Annotated in this window: 17 protein-coding genes; 9 read left to right on the top strand and 8 right to left on the bottom strand. The window is 64.1% G+C overall.

Annotated elements, in window-relative coordinates:
- Positions 1-390: 390 nt before the first annotated feature.
- Positions 391-963, bottom strand: a complete 573-nt coding sequence (locus ACZ5B4_RS05325) for a hypothetical protein (protein WP_464913396.1) — start codon at positions 961-963, stop codon at positions 391-393.
- A gap of 207 nt (positions 964-1,170) precedes the next feature.
- Between ACZ5B4_RS05325 and ACZ5B4_RS05320 the strand changes: the two genes are divergently transcribed.
- Entirely contained in the window at positions 1,171-2,364 is a 1,194-nt protein-coding gene (locus ACZ5B4_RS05320) for a hypothetical protein (RefSeq protein ID WP_464913395.1), read from the top strand.
- A gap of 317 nt (positions 2,365-2,681) precedes the next feature.
- On the opposite strand, the gene ACZ5B4_RS05315 is transcribed toward ACZ5B4_RS05320, so the two are convergent.
- Positions 2,682-2,912 (bottom strand): phage portal protein, encoded by a 231-nt coding sequence (locus tag ACZ5B4_RS05315; RefSeq protein WP_464913394.1) that lies wholly within the window; start codon positions 2,910-2,912, stop codon positions 2,682-2,684.
- Positions 2,913-3,593: 681 nt separating this feature from the next.
- On the opposite strand from ACZ5B4_RS05315, the gene ACZ5B4_RS05310 reads away from it, so the two are divergent.
- Complete coding sequence (locus tag ACZ5B4_RS05310) at positions 3,594-4,088, top strand: GIY-YIG nuclease family protein (RefSeq protein ID WP_464913393.1); 495 nt, start codon at positions 3,594-3,596, stop codon at positions 4,086-4,088.
- Positions 4,089-4,176: 88 nt separating this feature from the next.
- Here ACZ5B4_RS05310 and ACZ5B4_RS05305 read toward each other — a convergent pair whose 3' ends face one another.
- On the bottom strand, positions 4,177-5,118 hold the full coding sequence (locus ACZ5B4_RS05305; RefSeq protein WP_464913392.1) for a hypothetical protein: 942 nt from the start codon (positions 5,116-5,118) through the stop codon (positions 4,177-4,179).
- Positions 5,108-5,326, bottom strand: a complete 219-nt coding sequence (locus ACZ5B4_RS05300) for a hypothetical protein (protein ID WP_464913391.1) — start codon at positions 5,324-5,326, stop codon at positions 5,108-5,110. The genes ACZ5B4_RS05305 and ACZ5B4_RS05300 overlap by 11 nt, the downstream gene beginning before the upstream one ends.
- A 145-nt stretch (positions 5,327-5,471) precedes the next feature.
- On the opposite strand from ACZ5B4_RS05300, the gene ACZ5B4_RS05295 reads away from it, so the two are divergent.
- From ACZ5B4_RS05295 to ACZ5B4_RS05285, 3 genes are all read left to right on the top strand, one after another.
- Positions 5,472-6,305: a winged helix-turn-helix domain-containing protein gene (locus ACZ5B4_RS05295; protein WP_464913390.1), complete on the top strand. Its 834-nt coding sequence runs from the start codon at positions 5,472-5,474 to the stop codon at positions 6,303-6,305.
- Between the two features lie 366 nt (positions 6,306-6,671).
- Positions 6,672-7,523: an amidoligase family protein gene (locus ACZ5B4_RS05290; RefSeq protein WP_464913389.1), complete on the top strand. Its 852-nt coding sequence runs from the start codon at positions 6,672-6,674 to the stop codon at positions 7,521-7,523.
- Between the two features lie 21 nt (positions 7,524-7,544).
- Positions 7,545-8,219 (top strand): class II glutamine amidotransferase, encoded by a 675-nt coding sequence (locus ACZ5B4_RS05285; protein WP_464913388.1) that lies wholly within the window; start codon positions 7,545-7,547, stop codon positions 8,217-8,219.
- Positions 8,220-8,237: 18 nt separating this feature from the next.
- On the opposite strand, the gene ACZ5B4_RS05280 is transcribed toward ACZ5B4_RS05285, so the two are convergent.
- Entirely contained in the window at positions 8,238-8,594 is a 357-nt protein-coding gene (locus tag ACZ5B4_RS05280) for a DUF1937 family protein (protein ID WP_464913387.1), read from the bottom strand.
- Positions 8,595-8,695: 101 nt separating this feature from the next.
- On the opposite strand from ACZ5B4_RS05280, the gene ACZ5B4_RS05275 reads away from it, so the two are divergent.
- The 4 genes from ACZ5B4_RS05275 (at position 8,696) to ACZ5B4_RS05260 (ending at position 11,537) form a co-directional block, all read left to right on the top strand.
- Positions 8,696-8,923 (top strand): AbrB/MazE/SpoVT family DNA-binding domain-containing protein, encoded by a 228-nt coding sequence (locus tag ACZ5B4_RS05275; protein WP_464913386.1) that lies wholly within the window; start codon positions 8,696-8,698, stop codon positions 8,921-8,923.
- A 6-nt stretch (positions 8,924-8,929) separates the two neighbouring features.
- A complete protein-coding gene (locus ACZ5B4_RS05270) occupies positions 8,930-9,310 on the top strand; it encodes a type II toxin-antitoxin system death-on-curing family toxin (protein WP_464913385.1) in 381 nt (126 codons plus the stop codon).
- Between the two features lie 109 nt (positions 9,311-9,419).
- Positions 9,420-10,505, top strand: a complete 1,086-nt coding sequence (locus ACZ5B4_RS05265) for an IS630 family transposase (protein WP_464911496.1) — start codon at positions 9,420-9,422, stop codon at positions 10,503-10,505.
- 303 nt (positions 10,506-10,808) lie between these two features.
- Positions 10,809-11,537 carry a hypothetical protein gene (locus ACZ5B4_RS05260; protein WP_464913384.1) on the top strand — a complete coding sequence of 243 codons (729 nt, stop codon included), beginning with the start codon at positions 10,809-10,811 and terminating at the stop codon, positions 11,535-11,537.
- Positions 11,538-11,659: 122 nt separating this feature from the next.
- Here ACZ5B4_RS05260 and ACZ5B4_RS05255 read toward each other — a convergent pair whose 3' ends face one another.
- Genes ACZ5B4_RS05255 through ACZ5B4_RS05245 form a run of 3 tightly spaced genes read right to left on the bottom strand, consistent with a single transcriptional unit; the run spans position 11,660 to position 13,782 of the window.
- The gene (locus ACZ5B4_RS05255; RefSeq protein ID WP_464913383.1) at positions 11,660-12,736 is read right to left on the bottom strand and encodes a bifunctional DNA primase/polymerase; all 1,077 of its coding nucleotides are present in this window, start codon (positions 12,734-12,736) and stop codon (positions 11,660-11,662) included.
- Positions 12,737-12,771: 35 nt separating this feature from the next.
- Complete coding sequence (locus ACZ5B4_RS05250) at positions 12,772-13,191, bottom strand: dATP/dGTP diphosphohydrolase domain-containing protein (RefSeq protein WP_464913382.1); 420 nt, start codon at positions 13,189-13,191, stop codon at positions 12,772-12,774.
- A 12-nt stretch (positions 13,192-13,203) separates the two neighbouring features.
- A complete protein-coding gene (locus ACZ5B4_RS05245) occupies positions 13,204-13,782 on the bottom strand; it encodes a hypothetical protein (protein ID WP_464913381.1) in 579 nt (192 codons plus the stop codon).
- Positions 13,783-13,875 lie beyond the last annotated feature (93 nt).

Below are 13,875 nucleotides of genomic sequence, written 5' to 3'. Positions count from 1 at the left end.
AATCAGGATTACGGGGATCAAGGTGTCGAAGGAAGAGCGAACGCACCGGGGGGTAGGCCCTGTTGAGCGTGATTGCCCGGTAGCCGTTTGCGTACAGACATTGCCCGGTTGGACGGGCTGCCGCCGCTTTGCCATGCTCCGCAGACGTGCCGGTCGCCGCCACCGCCACGCCGAGAAGGGTTCCGAGTCCGATGTTGATTGCCTCGCGGCAAGTGAGACGGATGGCCCCCGGCTCGTTATCTTATGTGGATGCACCTTTCCATTCAGGAGCCGATGGTGTTCCGAGCAGTGAATGGATTCTAGCCGGCATTCATGCGACCTCTCAGCCTCCGCCAGTGCCTTACAGGCCTGCCCGGCTTGATTTCATCCCCGTGACACGGGTTCGCAAGCTTAGTCCGATTTCCTGCTGTGGGATGAACCTACACGGCGGAAAGCGGCATCAACCTTGTCAAGGCTGTCAAATCGGGGCTTGGTCAAGGCGGTCGTCACGCCTGCCTGCTGATTCCGAAAGAGTATCGAAGGAGTTGGCTTCCAATACCATTGCAAAAGGACGGCGGCGATTGCCGAGTCGCGGCTGTCGATGACGGGACCCTGCCCCTCGCTCGATAGGAAGAAAGTGCCGCCCACCACCTCCACCCGCGAGCCGTCCCTCGCCTTGAGCAGCGTAGCGGCAGCATCCGACTTGAACCCGAAAACCCAGACGTCCGAGCGGCGGAAGGAGTAATTCGTCGGTACATGTTCGGTGTTGATCATGCGGGCCCAGACCCGGACGTTCTCCAGGGCCAGTGTAGCGGTCTTGTTCTCGCTGGAGAATCCGACGCTGTTGTTGACGAACACTTTCTTGGGCGGGCCCTCGGGCTGGGTATTTCGATACAGTGGCCATATCTCGGTAGCCTGGGGAGTCGCGCCGGGATATCTCATGCCGGGTTTGGCACTGTACTTTCGCGCGTGATTGAATTCCATAAACACGTCCTCGATCACCAGCGGCCGGCCGGCTAGCCGGTAGGCGGGTACGCGGCGGTCTCATCGCGACGCCTCGACCAAACGCCATCGCTCATCAAAGAAACGGATGTTACTCCGAGAGCGGTAGCGCCGTAATTCATCTTGGCGGCTCGATGACTACGGCACGGTGCTGTGGTCCACTATGCCGCGGATTGAGGAGCAAGAGTCATGAGATCCGTTTTTTTGTCCTGTGTGCTGTGGCTGATGGCGGTTTCCGCGTTGCTGAATGTGGCCGTTGGGCAGATGCCGGGGACGGTCTCTGAACCGGTAGCTGAGGGGAAGATCGCCGGACCGACGGTGCGCCAGCAGGAGTGGCTGAAGGCCTCGCCGCAAGAAAGGGTGCGAATGGCAGAGGAACTGGGCGAGGAGGGCGCTCGCCAAATGGCCAAGGCCAAGGGTTACGAGACGTTGTTCGACGGGGTCGACCGATTGTTGCCGCAGGGCCCGGATCAAGTCTACCGGGCGGCGGACGGGCGCGTGATCGTGTACGAGGCGAAGGGAGGAACGGGCCAACTGGGGCATGCCTACGGCCATCCGCAAGGCTCCCCCGAGTGGGCCGTCGAGTCGGCGAAACGCGTCTTGAAAAGCTCCAAAGCCGGTCCGGCGGAACGCGCGGCCGCCAAAGAGATTTTAAAGGCAGCGGCTGAGGGCCGGCTCGAAGTGCATATCATTCGAACGAAGCACGTTCTCGGCGAGCCGACCGTCACGGTCTTGGAGGGAGTCGCCAAGACGACTGACAAGGCGATGCAAATGGCCCGTACGGCGATCGACGACCTTCTACGCGAGGGGGCGATGGCCGTGGACGACGTGGCGCGGTCCACCAACGTCGCGGATGACGCGACGCGTGCGGCGGACGACATCGCGCAAGCCGCGGCGAAAGGAGGGTCGAAGCTACGAATACTGTCGAGGGCTGTCATTCCGGCCGCAGTGGCTTTGGATGTCGGCATTCGGGTTCATGACGCGATGGAAACGGAGCGGAAGTTCGCCAAGGGCGAAGTTACCGTTCAGCAGCGCGAAGTGGAACATGCGAAGAATGCCGCGGGCTTGGTCGGCGGCTGGGCGGCCTCGGTGGCCGGAGCGGAGATCGGGGCTACCGGTGGCGGAATGGTCGGATCGATGATCGCACCCGGTCCGGGTACGGCCGTGGGCGGAGCCGTCGGCGGTATCGCTGGAGGCATTGCCGGATACTTCGGTGGCGAAGCCGCCGCGAAGGCGGCAGCCGAGTGGACGGTGAGCCGTGTTCATGCGGCCGGGTCGACGATCAGCGAAGGGGCGAGTGCCGCATGGGATGCGACGACCGGGGCTACGAAGGCGGTAGCAAACCGCGCCGCCTCTGCGTGGCGCTGGGTCTGGGGCGAATGAATCCGCGCAAGCCCATGCCGGACGCTACGGAAGAAAAGAGAGTGGCCAGGGCGTGCTTCTGGCTGCGGCCGTAGCGTTCGGCGGGCATAGGAACCGCACCGCCGGATCATCATTCGGGGAATACCCTGCGGGGACACGGCTGATAGTTGGCGATCCCGGGGACACGCTGGGGGGCCTGGTAAGCGTACCGATGACGTACGTCTGAGTCATTTGGCCGGGCGGCCTGGCCTTCTCGCGCGGAGGACGCGGCCGGTCCTTCGCTCCACACGTTCCCAAATCGCGGCGTTGCTCAAGAGATAGCCCGTTCGCCCGTGCTCTCAAAAATCCCGGAGTTCCGCGAGCGCGGCCGGCAGATCGGCCGCGGCCCTCACGGCCAGCGTGAACCGCCGAAGCTGGGCGAAAAGCGGCAGCGCGGGCATGATGTCCTTAATGCCGCGGACCTCGCCGGGACGCTCGGCTCCGAACCAGTGCACTACGGCCTCGGCGAAGACGCGGTCGTACTGAAGCCCGAGAGACAGCACCGCGTCAACCGGGTGATCGCGGAGCATGTGCTACTCGACTGGATTGCCCTTGAATCGAACATGATCCCATCAGTGAAGCTGCAGGCTGAAGGCTGAAGACGGTAGGAGTGAGCGGCACCCCTCACACGGTCGTCAGTCTCCAGCCGCCAGCCCAAATCCGGCGCGGTCCCCTGATCGGCCTCGACCAGGCGCAGATCGAGCTTGACCTGCGTCGGCAAGCGTGGGTTGCTGGTCAGGATGGCAAAGGCCTCGCCATCCTGAGTCCGGGCGAGGCAAGACGGAACGCCCGTTGGGCCACGCAGCCTAGGGCCGCGGGTACGCACGCATCCACGATGGCAGGCATTACGGATGGATTTCGGACGGCATCCCGCAGGACACGGCCAAGGCCGTATTCAGCCGTGTGCCGGACGGTTGACACACGCTTGGGCGCGCCGAAAATAGTACTAGCCCACGGACGAATCTTGAACAACCGTGGTAGACGTGGTGTGCGAAGCCTCGCGGACGCGCTAGGCTGGCGCCCGATGAGCCCTAGGATGAAATAGGCTATCACGCTGCCGACGGCTTTTCAGGCACGTATCTGATGGATGCATTGCTAGTTGCGACTACCACCCACCTGCGTGCTAGGTTGCAAGCCTGCGGTGTACTGGAAATCTGCGGCTCATTGTAATAACAAGTTAGGGGAACATGTGTGACCATTTTGGAGATAACATGCGGGAATTGTCTTTTATCGCCGAATTGCCTAATGTACCCGCTGTTTATGCGCTATATGGCGGGCACAAGCGGCGATTGTATGTGGCATATGTTGGGATAGCAGACAAGTTGAAACGTAGAATGATCCAGCACCTTGTGAATCGCGACAGTAGCATTGCTACTGGCATGTCTGCTGTAGGGATCAATCCAGATTATGTGACTGAAGTCCGATGGTGGGAGCATCCTCAATTTGGTGAACGACATGTTCTCGAGGCTGCTGAACTGGTAGCGTTTGATGTGCTCGATCCCGCTTTACGGAGTCGTGGTCACATCCACTCGCAAGCACGACGGTTGTACGCTGATCCGAAGTTTAATCGGGAAATGACGCTTCTCTTTTCAAGCGACCAAGAAGGACGATTGGTACTTCCGACCCTTCAGCACGCTCTCGAAAGAATCGCGCAAGTTGAAAGACGCATTGAGGTATTGGAGACAAAACTGGTCATTGAGCAATGACGTCATGCCTTGCATTGGTAGGTGGGCCGAACAATCGCGTCGAGCAGACCGCTTCCCTTGCTGTGCATTGTCACTGACGACCAAGCCGTTACCGACCAACGACCCGCCTCCGCTCCCACAGATCGAGAAACCACTCTACACCGTTACCCGTCCTGTCGATCACCCCTAAGGGCGGCCTCATCGTCCTCCGGTCGGTCCGCTTGAACTTCATGCCCCGGATGCGGCCGGTAAGTCCGGCCACCGTGACGATCGCTCCCGAGGCCTTGCTTTCAGGAATCGTCGGCAGCCCGACCTGCCGGGCGGTCCAGCCGATGTGCGTCCGCCGGCCCTGGTACAACTGACCGGCACACCGGTCGGCGATCCCTTCCAGGCAGTGGATCGGGTAGACCACCTCCGGAAAATCCTCCAGCAAACACTCGTTGCCCTCCAGCTCCATCTTGATCGACTCGAGCATCCCCATGGCGTGCCCCTCGTCGGAGCCGATCAGGGCCACGAACTCCCGGTGGCCGTAGAGCATCGCCCAGATGCAAGCACACTCGCAGAGCGTGGTTTTTCCGCTCGACCGGGGCATGGCCAAGGCGAATAGCCCGCCCCGCAACACGGCCTGCTCGATCATGGCCATGACCTTCAGGTGGTCGGGCGACCACGGCAAATGGAACGTCATCGGGAAGTAGGCTTCGCAGAAGAAGCGGAAGTCTTCTGCGGCCCGCCCTTTCCGCTCGGAGTTGGCCACCTCCGGCAGCTCGCCGATGTCGCGGCCGGCAAGCGACAGGGCCTTGTTCCGGGCTGCCGCACGCTGCTTGAGCTTCTCGTAGGGGTCGCCATCGGCCTGGGGTGTCGGTGTGTGCCGCAGTTCCACCAGCCACGCCGCATAACGGAACAGGTCCACATGCCGCCCGTCGCCGATGCGAAAACCCGCCCGCGTGCGGTGCCGGTGCAACTGCCGCTCGTCCAAGACCGTGCCCAACGGCGTGGAGTTGACCAGCCGGCACAGCTCGCTCGGTCGGAGTCGCCTGGGGTCAATCGCCACGGCCCATCTCCTTGAGCAGCCAGGCCACGTAATGGACCAGGTTCATGGTGCCATCGGCGTTGGTCGGGGCGCCGCCGTCGATGTCATCGCGGAGCATGGCAACGGTCACCGGCTTCGGCCCGGCCGCCGAGAGAATCCGGGCCACATCCTCCAGGGATAACGCCTGAGGATTAAGGGAATGCCGTCCTTGAGCAGTACTGTCCGTCATCGCGTGCTACGGCTCCACCAAAAAGTATTCCGAGAATTCCGTCCGACGTGGCGGGAAATCCGCTTGATGCGCTGGCCGAAACATGGCTCATGTGTCCTGACGCGGCGGAGATACCAAAACCCAAACCAGAAGCGGAGACGCGACCATGAAGATGCGAAACATCACCATCCAGGCAACCGAACACCGGAGCGCCGCCGAGGCCCTCCAGTACTTGGACGCCTCGGGCGACGACCGGGCGATCATGATCGGTGCCCACGGGGGCAGAATCGTCAAGTACCTGACCCTCACCCAGGCCGAGGCCGAGCAGCTCGAGATGGCGGGAATCGAGTTCGCGTACCTTTCCTACCACGAGCCGACCGGGCGGATCATGACCATCCCGGTCAACGACTGGGCAACGAAACCCCTGTTTTCCCCTGTTCCAAGGAGCGATGCGATGAAACGCGACGAAGTACAAATCGGCAAGGTCTACACCGCCAAGGTGACCGACAAGCTCGTGCCGGTGCGGATCGACGCTGAGAACCGTCATGGCGGCTGGGACGCCACGAACCTGGCCACGGGCAAGAAGGTCCGCATCAAGAGCGCCCAGCGGCTGCGGGCCGAGGCGGACAGGCCGAAGCGCGCCGGCCGGAAGGCCGCGCAGGCCGAGGCGCAAGTGGCTGCTGAAGGGGCGCTCCCCGACAGCGCCACCCCAGGCGACGGCGCCATCAAGGCCAAGCCGCGCAGGCGCCCCACGAAGGGCCAGTCCAAGCCGAAGCGTACCAGCGGTCTGGAAGCCGCCGCCCGCGTGCTGGAAGAAGCGGGCCGGCCGATGACAGCCAAGGAAATCGTCGCCGAGGTGGAAGCCAAAGGCTACTGGAAGTCGCCCGGCGGCAAGACGCCTGCGCGGACACTCTACGCCGCCATCATCCGCGAGATCGCGGCCAAAGGGGCCCAGTCCCGCTTCCGCAAGGTGGAGCGGGGCAAGTTCGCTGGGGCCTGAACCCCAACGCGTCGGCCACCCAACCCCGGGACGTTTCCCGGGGTTTTCTTCTGGCCTTGGCCAACCACCGCCACTTCCCGCCCGCAACGCCACACGCGGCCACCGTGGGCCCCACGTGGCCAACACAGCGCGACCCCCGCACCCTGGCCCGGCAACAACGACGCCCGCCTTAAGCCCCCATCCCCTGGCCGACCGGCCGCGCGCGTTCCTCGCAAGCCGTTTACAATCGCGGCTCGGTACTACGCCTGGGCCCGAAGGTATTCCGAAAAATCTGGGCCAACAGGCGGGGATTCCGCTTGATGTTTTCGGGCGTTCATGGCTCCTGTGTAATGTACGCATGAACATTACACCACCAAGAGGATTGCCATGAGCGCCAACGAACTCAGCTTCGGAATCGAGATCGAAACGATCGCCCCCGATAGCGCGGTACGGAACGATGGCCTGCGGATCGGCCCCTACCGCCACGGAATGCAGGTCCCCTACCTGCCCGCCGGTTGGAAGGCCGAATGCGACGGCTCGATCGACAACGGGCACGGCGGGCACAAATGCGAGATCGTCAGCCCCGTGCTCCAAGGCGAAGAAGGCATCCGCCAGGTCCTCGAGGTCCTCGAGACGCTCCAGGCCAAGGGCCACCGCGTGAACGCCTCCTGCGGCGTCCACGTCCACGTCGGCTGGAAGCGCGACTGGCCCAGCGAGGCCCTGGCCCGCCTGGTCACCATCGTGGCCTACCTCGAAAAAGGCCTCTACGCGATCACCGGCACCAAGAGCCGCGAGCGAGGCCGGTACTGCGGCGGGGTGCGGAAGTACGGCAATGACAAGGACGCCAAGCCCGCCTTGGACCGCGATCGCTACCACGCGCTGAACCTGACGAACCTCGCCCGCGGCTCGAAGGACACGGTCGAGTTCCGCGTGTTCTCCGGCTCGCTCAACCCCACTAAGGTCGCCGGGTGGATTCAGGTCTGCCTGGGGCTGGTCGAACGGGCCCTGGCGGCCAAGCGGATGCCCACCTGGAACCCCAAGGCCCCCACGGGCGGCTGGAAGAAGTCGGGCCCCGGCCAGAGCGAGACGGAACGCCTGCTGGGCTACCTGGCCTGGGGAAAAGGCTACGCCCGCATCCACGGGGGCAAGCAGTACGGATGGATTTCGGACGCCATCCCCCAAGACGAGATCAAGGCCGAGTTCCGCCGGCTGGCCAAGAAGTACGACGCCCAAGCCTAACCCCGAAAGGATCGCAGAACGATGTGCGGAGTATTTGGATTCATCACGAAGAACGGGAGCAGGCCCGAGCTGGCCCGCCTGCGGCGAATCGCCGCCGAGACGGAGACCCGCGGCCGCCACGCCTTCGGCCTGGCGTGGATCGATGCCGACGGCGTCCTCCACACCTTCAAACGCCCGGGCGCGGCCACGGCCAACCTGGGCGACCTGGACGCCTGTCGAAACGCCGTCACGCTGGTGGGCCATTGCCGCTGGGCCACCCACGGCGATCCCCAGGACAATCGCAACAACCATCCCCACCGGGCAGGCCGCGGGTGGCTGGTCCACAACGGCGTCGTCCGCAACTACCGCCAACTCATCCGCCGCTACGGGCTGCGACCCAAGACCGACTGCGATAGCGAAGTGCTGGGCCTGCTCATGATGCGCCGGGCCGGGACGCTTCTTGAGCGGGCCGCCTGGGCCGTGGCCCGAACCGAAGGCCCCCTGGCCCTCCTCGGCCTGTGGACCAGGCCCGTGCGGCTCCTGCTCGTCCGCCGGGGCAACCCGCTGTGCTGCGGCCAGACGCATGGCGGCCTGTACTTCGCCAGCCTGCCCGCAGGGCTGCCGGGCCAGGTGTTCTCGGTCACCGACCAGCTTGCGAGCGTGCTGCGACTCGAAGACGGGTTGGTCAAGCATCAGGACCTCGCGATTCTCGCCTAGACGCATCGTGCCCCCCTCTTAACCGGCTGCCGCGGCCTTCTCTTCGGCCAGTTCCGCCTCGCTCACGAAGCGGACCGGTTTGCCCGCGGCGCGGGCGATGGCGATCTCGGCCTGCACCCCGCGGCTCTGCCCCCAGCCGTCGAGCTGGAGCACCCACAGCTCGTCGCAGGCCGCCAAGAGCCGCCGGTCCTGCCGCTCCCAAAAGTCCCAGTCCAGGGGCAACCCATGCTGGGCAATCGCGTGGCTGTGGGCGATGGGCGAGAACACCACATGACCCCGCCGGATGAGTTCGGCCGCCGCACGGCAGGCGGCCTGGAAGCGATTTTGGCGAACGGCTGAATCGTCGGACGTGTACGGCGTACAGAGATGGATCACGACGCAGGCTCCATGGGATGGGGTTTCGGGACGCCTATTCCCGCCTTGGCCGGGACGGCGGGGCGGTGTATACTATGTATATCCAACGAGGAGGGACCGACATGCCCAAAACCCTGATCCGGCACGGCAACAGCCTGGCCCTGGTGATCGACAAGCCGATTCTGGAAATGCTCCAGATTTCCGCCGACACGCCGCTGGAGCTCTCGACCGACGGCGATTCGATTCTCATCTCGCCGGTCCGCGATAAGCCGCGTCAGCGGAAGCTCCGCGCGTCGCTCGAGAAGATCAACCGCAAGTACGGCGATGATCTCCGACGGCTGGCGGAGTAGGCCCTGGTGCCCGATTTTCTCAGCATCGAAGACGTTCTGACGCTGCACGCCGATCAGGTCGATCTTTACGGCGGCGAACACGGAGTGCGTGACATGGGGCTGCTCGAGTCGGCCGTCGCACAGCCGCGCGCGACGTTCGGCGGCGAATGCCTGCACAAGGACCTGTTCGAGATGGCGGCCGCCTATTTGTACCACCTGGTGCAGAACCATCCCTTCCTTTACGGCAACAAGCGAACCGGGTGCGCGGCGGCGCTGGTCTTTCTAGATCTCAACGGCATCGAGATCGACGCCCCAAGAGGCAGCCTTTACGACCTGACAATGGCCGTGGCCACGGGACAGGCAAGCAAGGCCGAGATCGCGGAGTTCTCCCGCACGCACGCTCATTGAGCGGCCTCCTAGGCGGAAAAGCGGGCCTTTGCTAGTGTAGTGTCTTGTAATTGAGGGAACTTATCCATGGCCGCCGGCGTCTCACTCTCAGACCGAGGAGGATGACGCCATGCGAGTTGCGAAAGCCATCGAGTTGAGTGACGCGGAACGAACGACGCTGACGAAATGGTCGCGGGGTCGGAGCACGCCGGCACGCGTGGTGTTGCGTGCCAAGATTGTCCTGGCCGCGGCGGCGGGCAAGCGTAACGACGAGATTGCCGCCGAACTCGGCTGCACGCGTCGCACGGTGGGAACGTGGCGGACCCGCTTCCTGGAGGCGGGTCTGGCGGGCCTCGACAAGGACAAGCCGCGCGGCGGTCGCAGACCGAAGGTCCGCGCCGCCAAGGAGGCGGAGATCCTCCGCAAGACAACGCAGGAGAAGCCCGCCAACGCCACGCACTGGTCGACCCGCTCGATGGCGAAGGCCGTGGGGGTGAGCAAGGCGACTGTGCATCGCATTTGGCGTGACCACGGCTTGAAGCCGCACTTGGTGAAGACCTTCAAGGTCTCCAACGATCCGCGGTTTGTCGAAAAGGTCGTGGACCTCGTAGGCCTGTACCTCAACCCGCCCGAACACGCCTTGGTGCTCTCCTGCGACGAGAAGAGCCAGATTCAGGCGCTCGATCGCACGCAGAAAAGTTTGCCGCTGTATCCCGGCCGGTTGGGTACGCTGACGCACGACTACAAACGCCACGGGACGACGACGCTGTTTGCGGCCATCGAGGTGGCTGAAGGCAAGGTCATCGCCGAGTGCATGCCGCGACATCGCCATCAGGAATGGTTGAAGTTTCTCAAGAAGATCGATGCGGAGACGCCGCCCGAACTCGACTTGCATTTGATCGTGGACAACTACGCCACGCACAAGCATCCGAAGGTGCAGCGGTGGCTGGCACGGCACCAACGCTTTCACATCCACTTCACGCCGACGAGTAGTTCCTGGCTGAATCTGGTCGAACGCTGGTTTCGCGACATCACGGATCGCCGCATTCGCCGCGGCGTCTTCAAGAGCGTTCGGCAGTTGGAACGGGCGATCTATGAATACATTGCCGATCACAATGCCAATCCCAAGGGCTTCACGTGGACGGCCAAGGCCGAGGCGATCCTCGCCAAAGTCCGTCGCGCCCGCGCCGCACTGGATAAGGCCCCATCTGAGTGAGACACTACACTAGAATAATCGACACAAGGGCGTCGGGAGCCATCAGCGGATGGATACCGGCCGCGGCGTCCGCAGCCCGGCCGACGGACTGGTTGGCGATCCCGATCAGCGCTAAGCACGGGCGGGCTATGACGCACGCAAAGAGTTGACAATCGAGCAACCAACAGCTAAACGTAAACCTGCGATGGCTGACTACCAGCGCGTTAGGCTGACAAGCTTGCAGGCTACAGCGTGATACGTTGATCATTCTAAAACCAAGTTCGGCGGCGCAAGCAAAGTGCCTTCCCCAGGGGATAAGATCCAGTGACGACCCGCGAAGCTAGGATCGCCCAAGCCCTTCTGGCCCACCGAGATACCGATCAGCAATTCTGGGAGTGGCTCGTTCCAGCCCAGCCTCCCTCCCGCAAGGCTGCGAACAAGTTCTTACTCGCCTGCATCCTGGATTACCAAGTTCGAGCTGAGACCGCTTGGCGCAATGCCAGCAGGCTGGCTGAGCAGATACTTGGCGATCCCGATGATCTCTGGGGCGCTATTGCCTCCGCATCGCTCGAGCAATGGAACGCGCGCCGAAAGGAGTACTCCCTCCACCGGTTTTCTAAGGGGCACGAACGCGTCTTCACCATTGGGCAGAAAATCGTCGCCCGGTATGCCGGCGACGCCCGGAACATATGGCAGGGCCAGTCCATTGACGCTACGCTCTACCGCTTGTACAGCCTGGGCGTCGGTGAGCAGATCTCTAGAATGATTGTCGGCGCGCTCATCGACGTAGGTCTACTTGACGGCAAGGGGGACGTAAAGGCGGACACTCACGTCCGGCGCGTTCTGGGACGGCTACTCCACGGCAAGGAGTTCCCAGCCGACCGAGCCCAGGAGGCAGTGGATTCAGCTCGCCGCCTACATCCGGAAAACCCATGGCTCCTCGACCGCCCTTTGTACAGGCTTGGCAAGAGTGTGTGCACAGCGAGCGCACCGCGCTGCGGCGACTGCTTCATGCAGCCACTGTGCGCATACTCCCAACCTCCAGACGCGTGAGGGACAGAGAATTGGCCTCTGTCCTGCCTCACAACTCGCTGGAGCCGACCTGGCCGGCCCGGATGCTAGAATCGCGTTCTATACTAGGCTTGGGCCGGCCAGGCGGCTCCAGCTCAAGGCCGTTACCCCTCCACCACCTTCCCCCGCTCCCACGCGAAGGCTACCCGCTCCACACGCCTACCCATCCTGTCTTTGCGTGTCAAAACCGGGTGCTCTTTGTCCCAGATGATCGCCTGGGAGAAGTACAAGCCGACGGCCTTGAGCACCGGCGGGTAGTTGGCGCAGTTGGCGTATCCGCCCCAGATGTAGAAGCCGCGCCCGGGCTCCAGCACGCGAGCGATGTTCCCAAACCAAGCGTGAAGGAGCCCGTCGAACTGCTTGTCGGAGACGAAGTCGTTTTCCAGCGGCCGGTCCTTGGCCCGCAGCTTGCGGTGCGTCGGCTTCGACTTCTCCGGGTGCCGGGCCACGTCCATCGACTGGTGGTGCCCACGCCGACGCCGCCCGCCCTGGAGCTCTTCGGCCGAAGGGTACGAGCTCAAGCCCGCGGCGATGGCGTTGTTGCTCCGCGGTTCCACCCGCACGTTGTAGGGCGGGTCGGTGTTCACCAGGTGCACCGGGTTGCCATCCAGCAGCCGGTCCACGTCCTCGGCCTTCCCCGCGTCGCCGCACAGCAGCCGATGGTCGCCAAGAATCCACAGGTCGCCGGGCCGCGTGACCGGCTCATCGGGCGGATCGGGCAGCCGGTCAGCGGGAGCGTCGAGTTCCAGCCCCGGCACCCAGCGATAGGCGCCGTCGGTCGTGCGCGATGGCGGAACGACGACGTAGCCGCCGTCGGTGCGGATATCGACGCCTGGGGCCAACTGCCCTGCCGAGCACTTCCACTCCTTGCCCGGCGGCCTGCGGAACACGTAGTGGCGGCCGCCGCGGGGGGTTTGGGATACGGCGCCGGCCATCAGCAGTTCCGTGGCCTGCTCCTGCTCGTTGGGCCAGCTCCCTGCTTGTGGATCAACGTCTACTACGAGCAGCCCCCGGGCGGTGATCGCCACGTTGGCATCCGGCCACTGGGCCCACCACGCCTCGATCTGGGCTACGTCGGTCGTGGCGTCCCGGAACCCATGGGGCACAAGCGACTGCTTGGAGCCTACGCGGCAGGGAAAGACCGCGTAGCCCAGTCCGGCGTAGCGCAAGGCAACGTCCAAGAGACTGCTATCCATGTCGCTGTGCCCAGCCAGGGTCAATCCTTATCACGCTTCCTTGCCGGAATGTCGATTATCTCCGGCAGCGCTTCCTCGAAGTGGCACACGCCCAGGATGTTCCAGGCGGCGTGGGCCAGGTGGTCTTCGCTCGCATCGCCGGCCAGGTACAGGTAGATGTGCCGGATGGCGTGGTTGAGCATCACGCTGGCAGGGATGCCGCGGGTCCAGTTGTGCTCGCCGTACTTGGCCGCCCCTTCGGCGCAGGTCTCGGCAAGCCGCCTTAGGCCAATGGGGGTGATCAAATCCCACCGCTCGCCGTCGGCGTCGCTGCCCCGCACCGCGCCGGTGGAGAAACGGTTGACATCTGATCGCGGCAAAGTGCCGAGGCCGTACGCGCTGTGGTAGGGTACGTCTCCGGGCAACATGGCCGGTTCGCCAAGCGATTCCTCTTCGTCCATGCACGGGTCTCCTCAAAACGGCACGTCCGCCAAGTCGCCCGCCGTTTCCTCGATAGGCACGGGCTCCGGCATCGGGCCGAGCGTGTAGCCCACGATGCGGTCGTACTTCTCGCCGTCCACCGAACGCACCACGATCTTCTCCGGCCGCGCCACGCCGCCCGCCTCGGCGATCTCCACCGCCCGCTCGGCTCTGTCGGGCACCGGGTCCGGCGAGCGCTGGCGCCACCACTTTTCGGCCTTCCAGCGGGCGTAGCCGGTGTGCTCGAAACAGACCCATTCGGACACCCGGGTGAACTGGCCGATGCGGTATTCCACACGCATGGTCTTGGGAGCGTCCGGCGGGGCGTCCCGCTTGGTGTGGACGGTATACCGCACGTCGAGCACCTCGTGCTCGATATCTGTCACCTGGCCAGACAGCACGCCGGCGGTGCCAGCCCGGGCGTCGTGCTTCTGCCTTTCCGGCGGCGGGAACTCGTAGCCGCAATCGGGGCACGTGGCGTGGCCGGCGGCGATGACCGCGTGGCACTCGGGGCATTCCTTGGCCGGCGCCTCGCCGCTGCCGCGCCGGGCGCGTCGGGAATCTTGAGGCAATCTACAGGCCCATGGCGCAGTGAGGTCCGACCACAGAGGGGGATGCGAACCTACGGAGGCTTGGCGCCAACGCGGGTTCGGCTAGACTGCATG

The organism is Thermogutta hypogea (genome assembly GCF_055386265.1).
The sequence above is the reverse complement of the archived record's forward strand: the minus strand, read 5'-3'. Positions and strand labels throughout refer to the sequence as shown.

Bases quoted from the DNA above. Each gene is read 5' to 3' on its own strand.
- ACZ5B4_RS05325 (WP_464913396.1), bottom strand. From the start codon at position 963: ATGGAATTCAATCACGCGCGAAAGTACAGTGCCAAACCCGGCATGAGA.
- ACZ5B4_RS05275 (WP_464913386.1), top strand. From the start codon at position 8,696: ATGCCCAAAACCCTGATCCGGCACGGCAACAGCCTGGCCCTGGTGATC.
- ACZ5B4_RS05300 (WP_464913391.1), bottom strand. From the start codon at position 5,326: ATGACGGACAGTACTGCTCAAGGACGGCATTCCCTTAATCCTCAGGCG.
- ACZ5B4_RS05320 (WP_464913395.1), top strand. From the start codon at position 1,171: ATGAGATCCGTTTTTTTGTCCTGTGTGCTGTGGCTGATGGCGGTTTCC.
- ACZ5B4_RS05265 (WP_464911496.1), top strand. From the start codon at position 9,420: ATGCGAGTTGCGAAAGCCATCGAGTTGAGTGACGCGGAACGAACGACG.
- ACZ5B4_RS05290 (WP_464913389.1), top strand. From the start codon at position 6,672: ATGAGCGCCAACGAACTCAGCTTCGGAATCGAGATCGAAACGATCGCC.
- ACZ5B4_RS05310 (WP_464913393.1), top strand. From the start codon at position 3,594: ATGCGGGAATTGTCTTTTATCGCCGAATTGCCTAATGTACCCGCTGTT.
- ACZ5B4_RS05285 (WP_464913388.1), top strand. From the start codon at position 7,545: ATGTGCGGAGTATTTGGATTCATCACGAAGAACGGGAGCAGGCCCGAG.
- ACZ5B4_RS05315 (WP_464913394.1), bottom strand. From the start codon at position 2,912: ATGCTCCGCGATCACCCGGTTGACGCGGTGCTGTCTCTCGGGCTTCAG.
- ACZ5B4_RS05295 (WP_464913390.1), top strand. From the start codon at position 5,472: ATGAAGATGCGAAACATCACCATCCAGGCAACCGAACACCGGAGCGCC.
- ACZ5B4_RS05250 (WP_464913382.1), bottom strand. From the start codon at position 13,191: ATGGACGAAGAGGAATCGCTTGGCGAACCGGCCATGTTGCCCGGAGAC.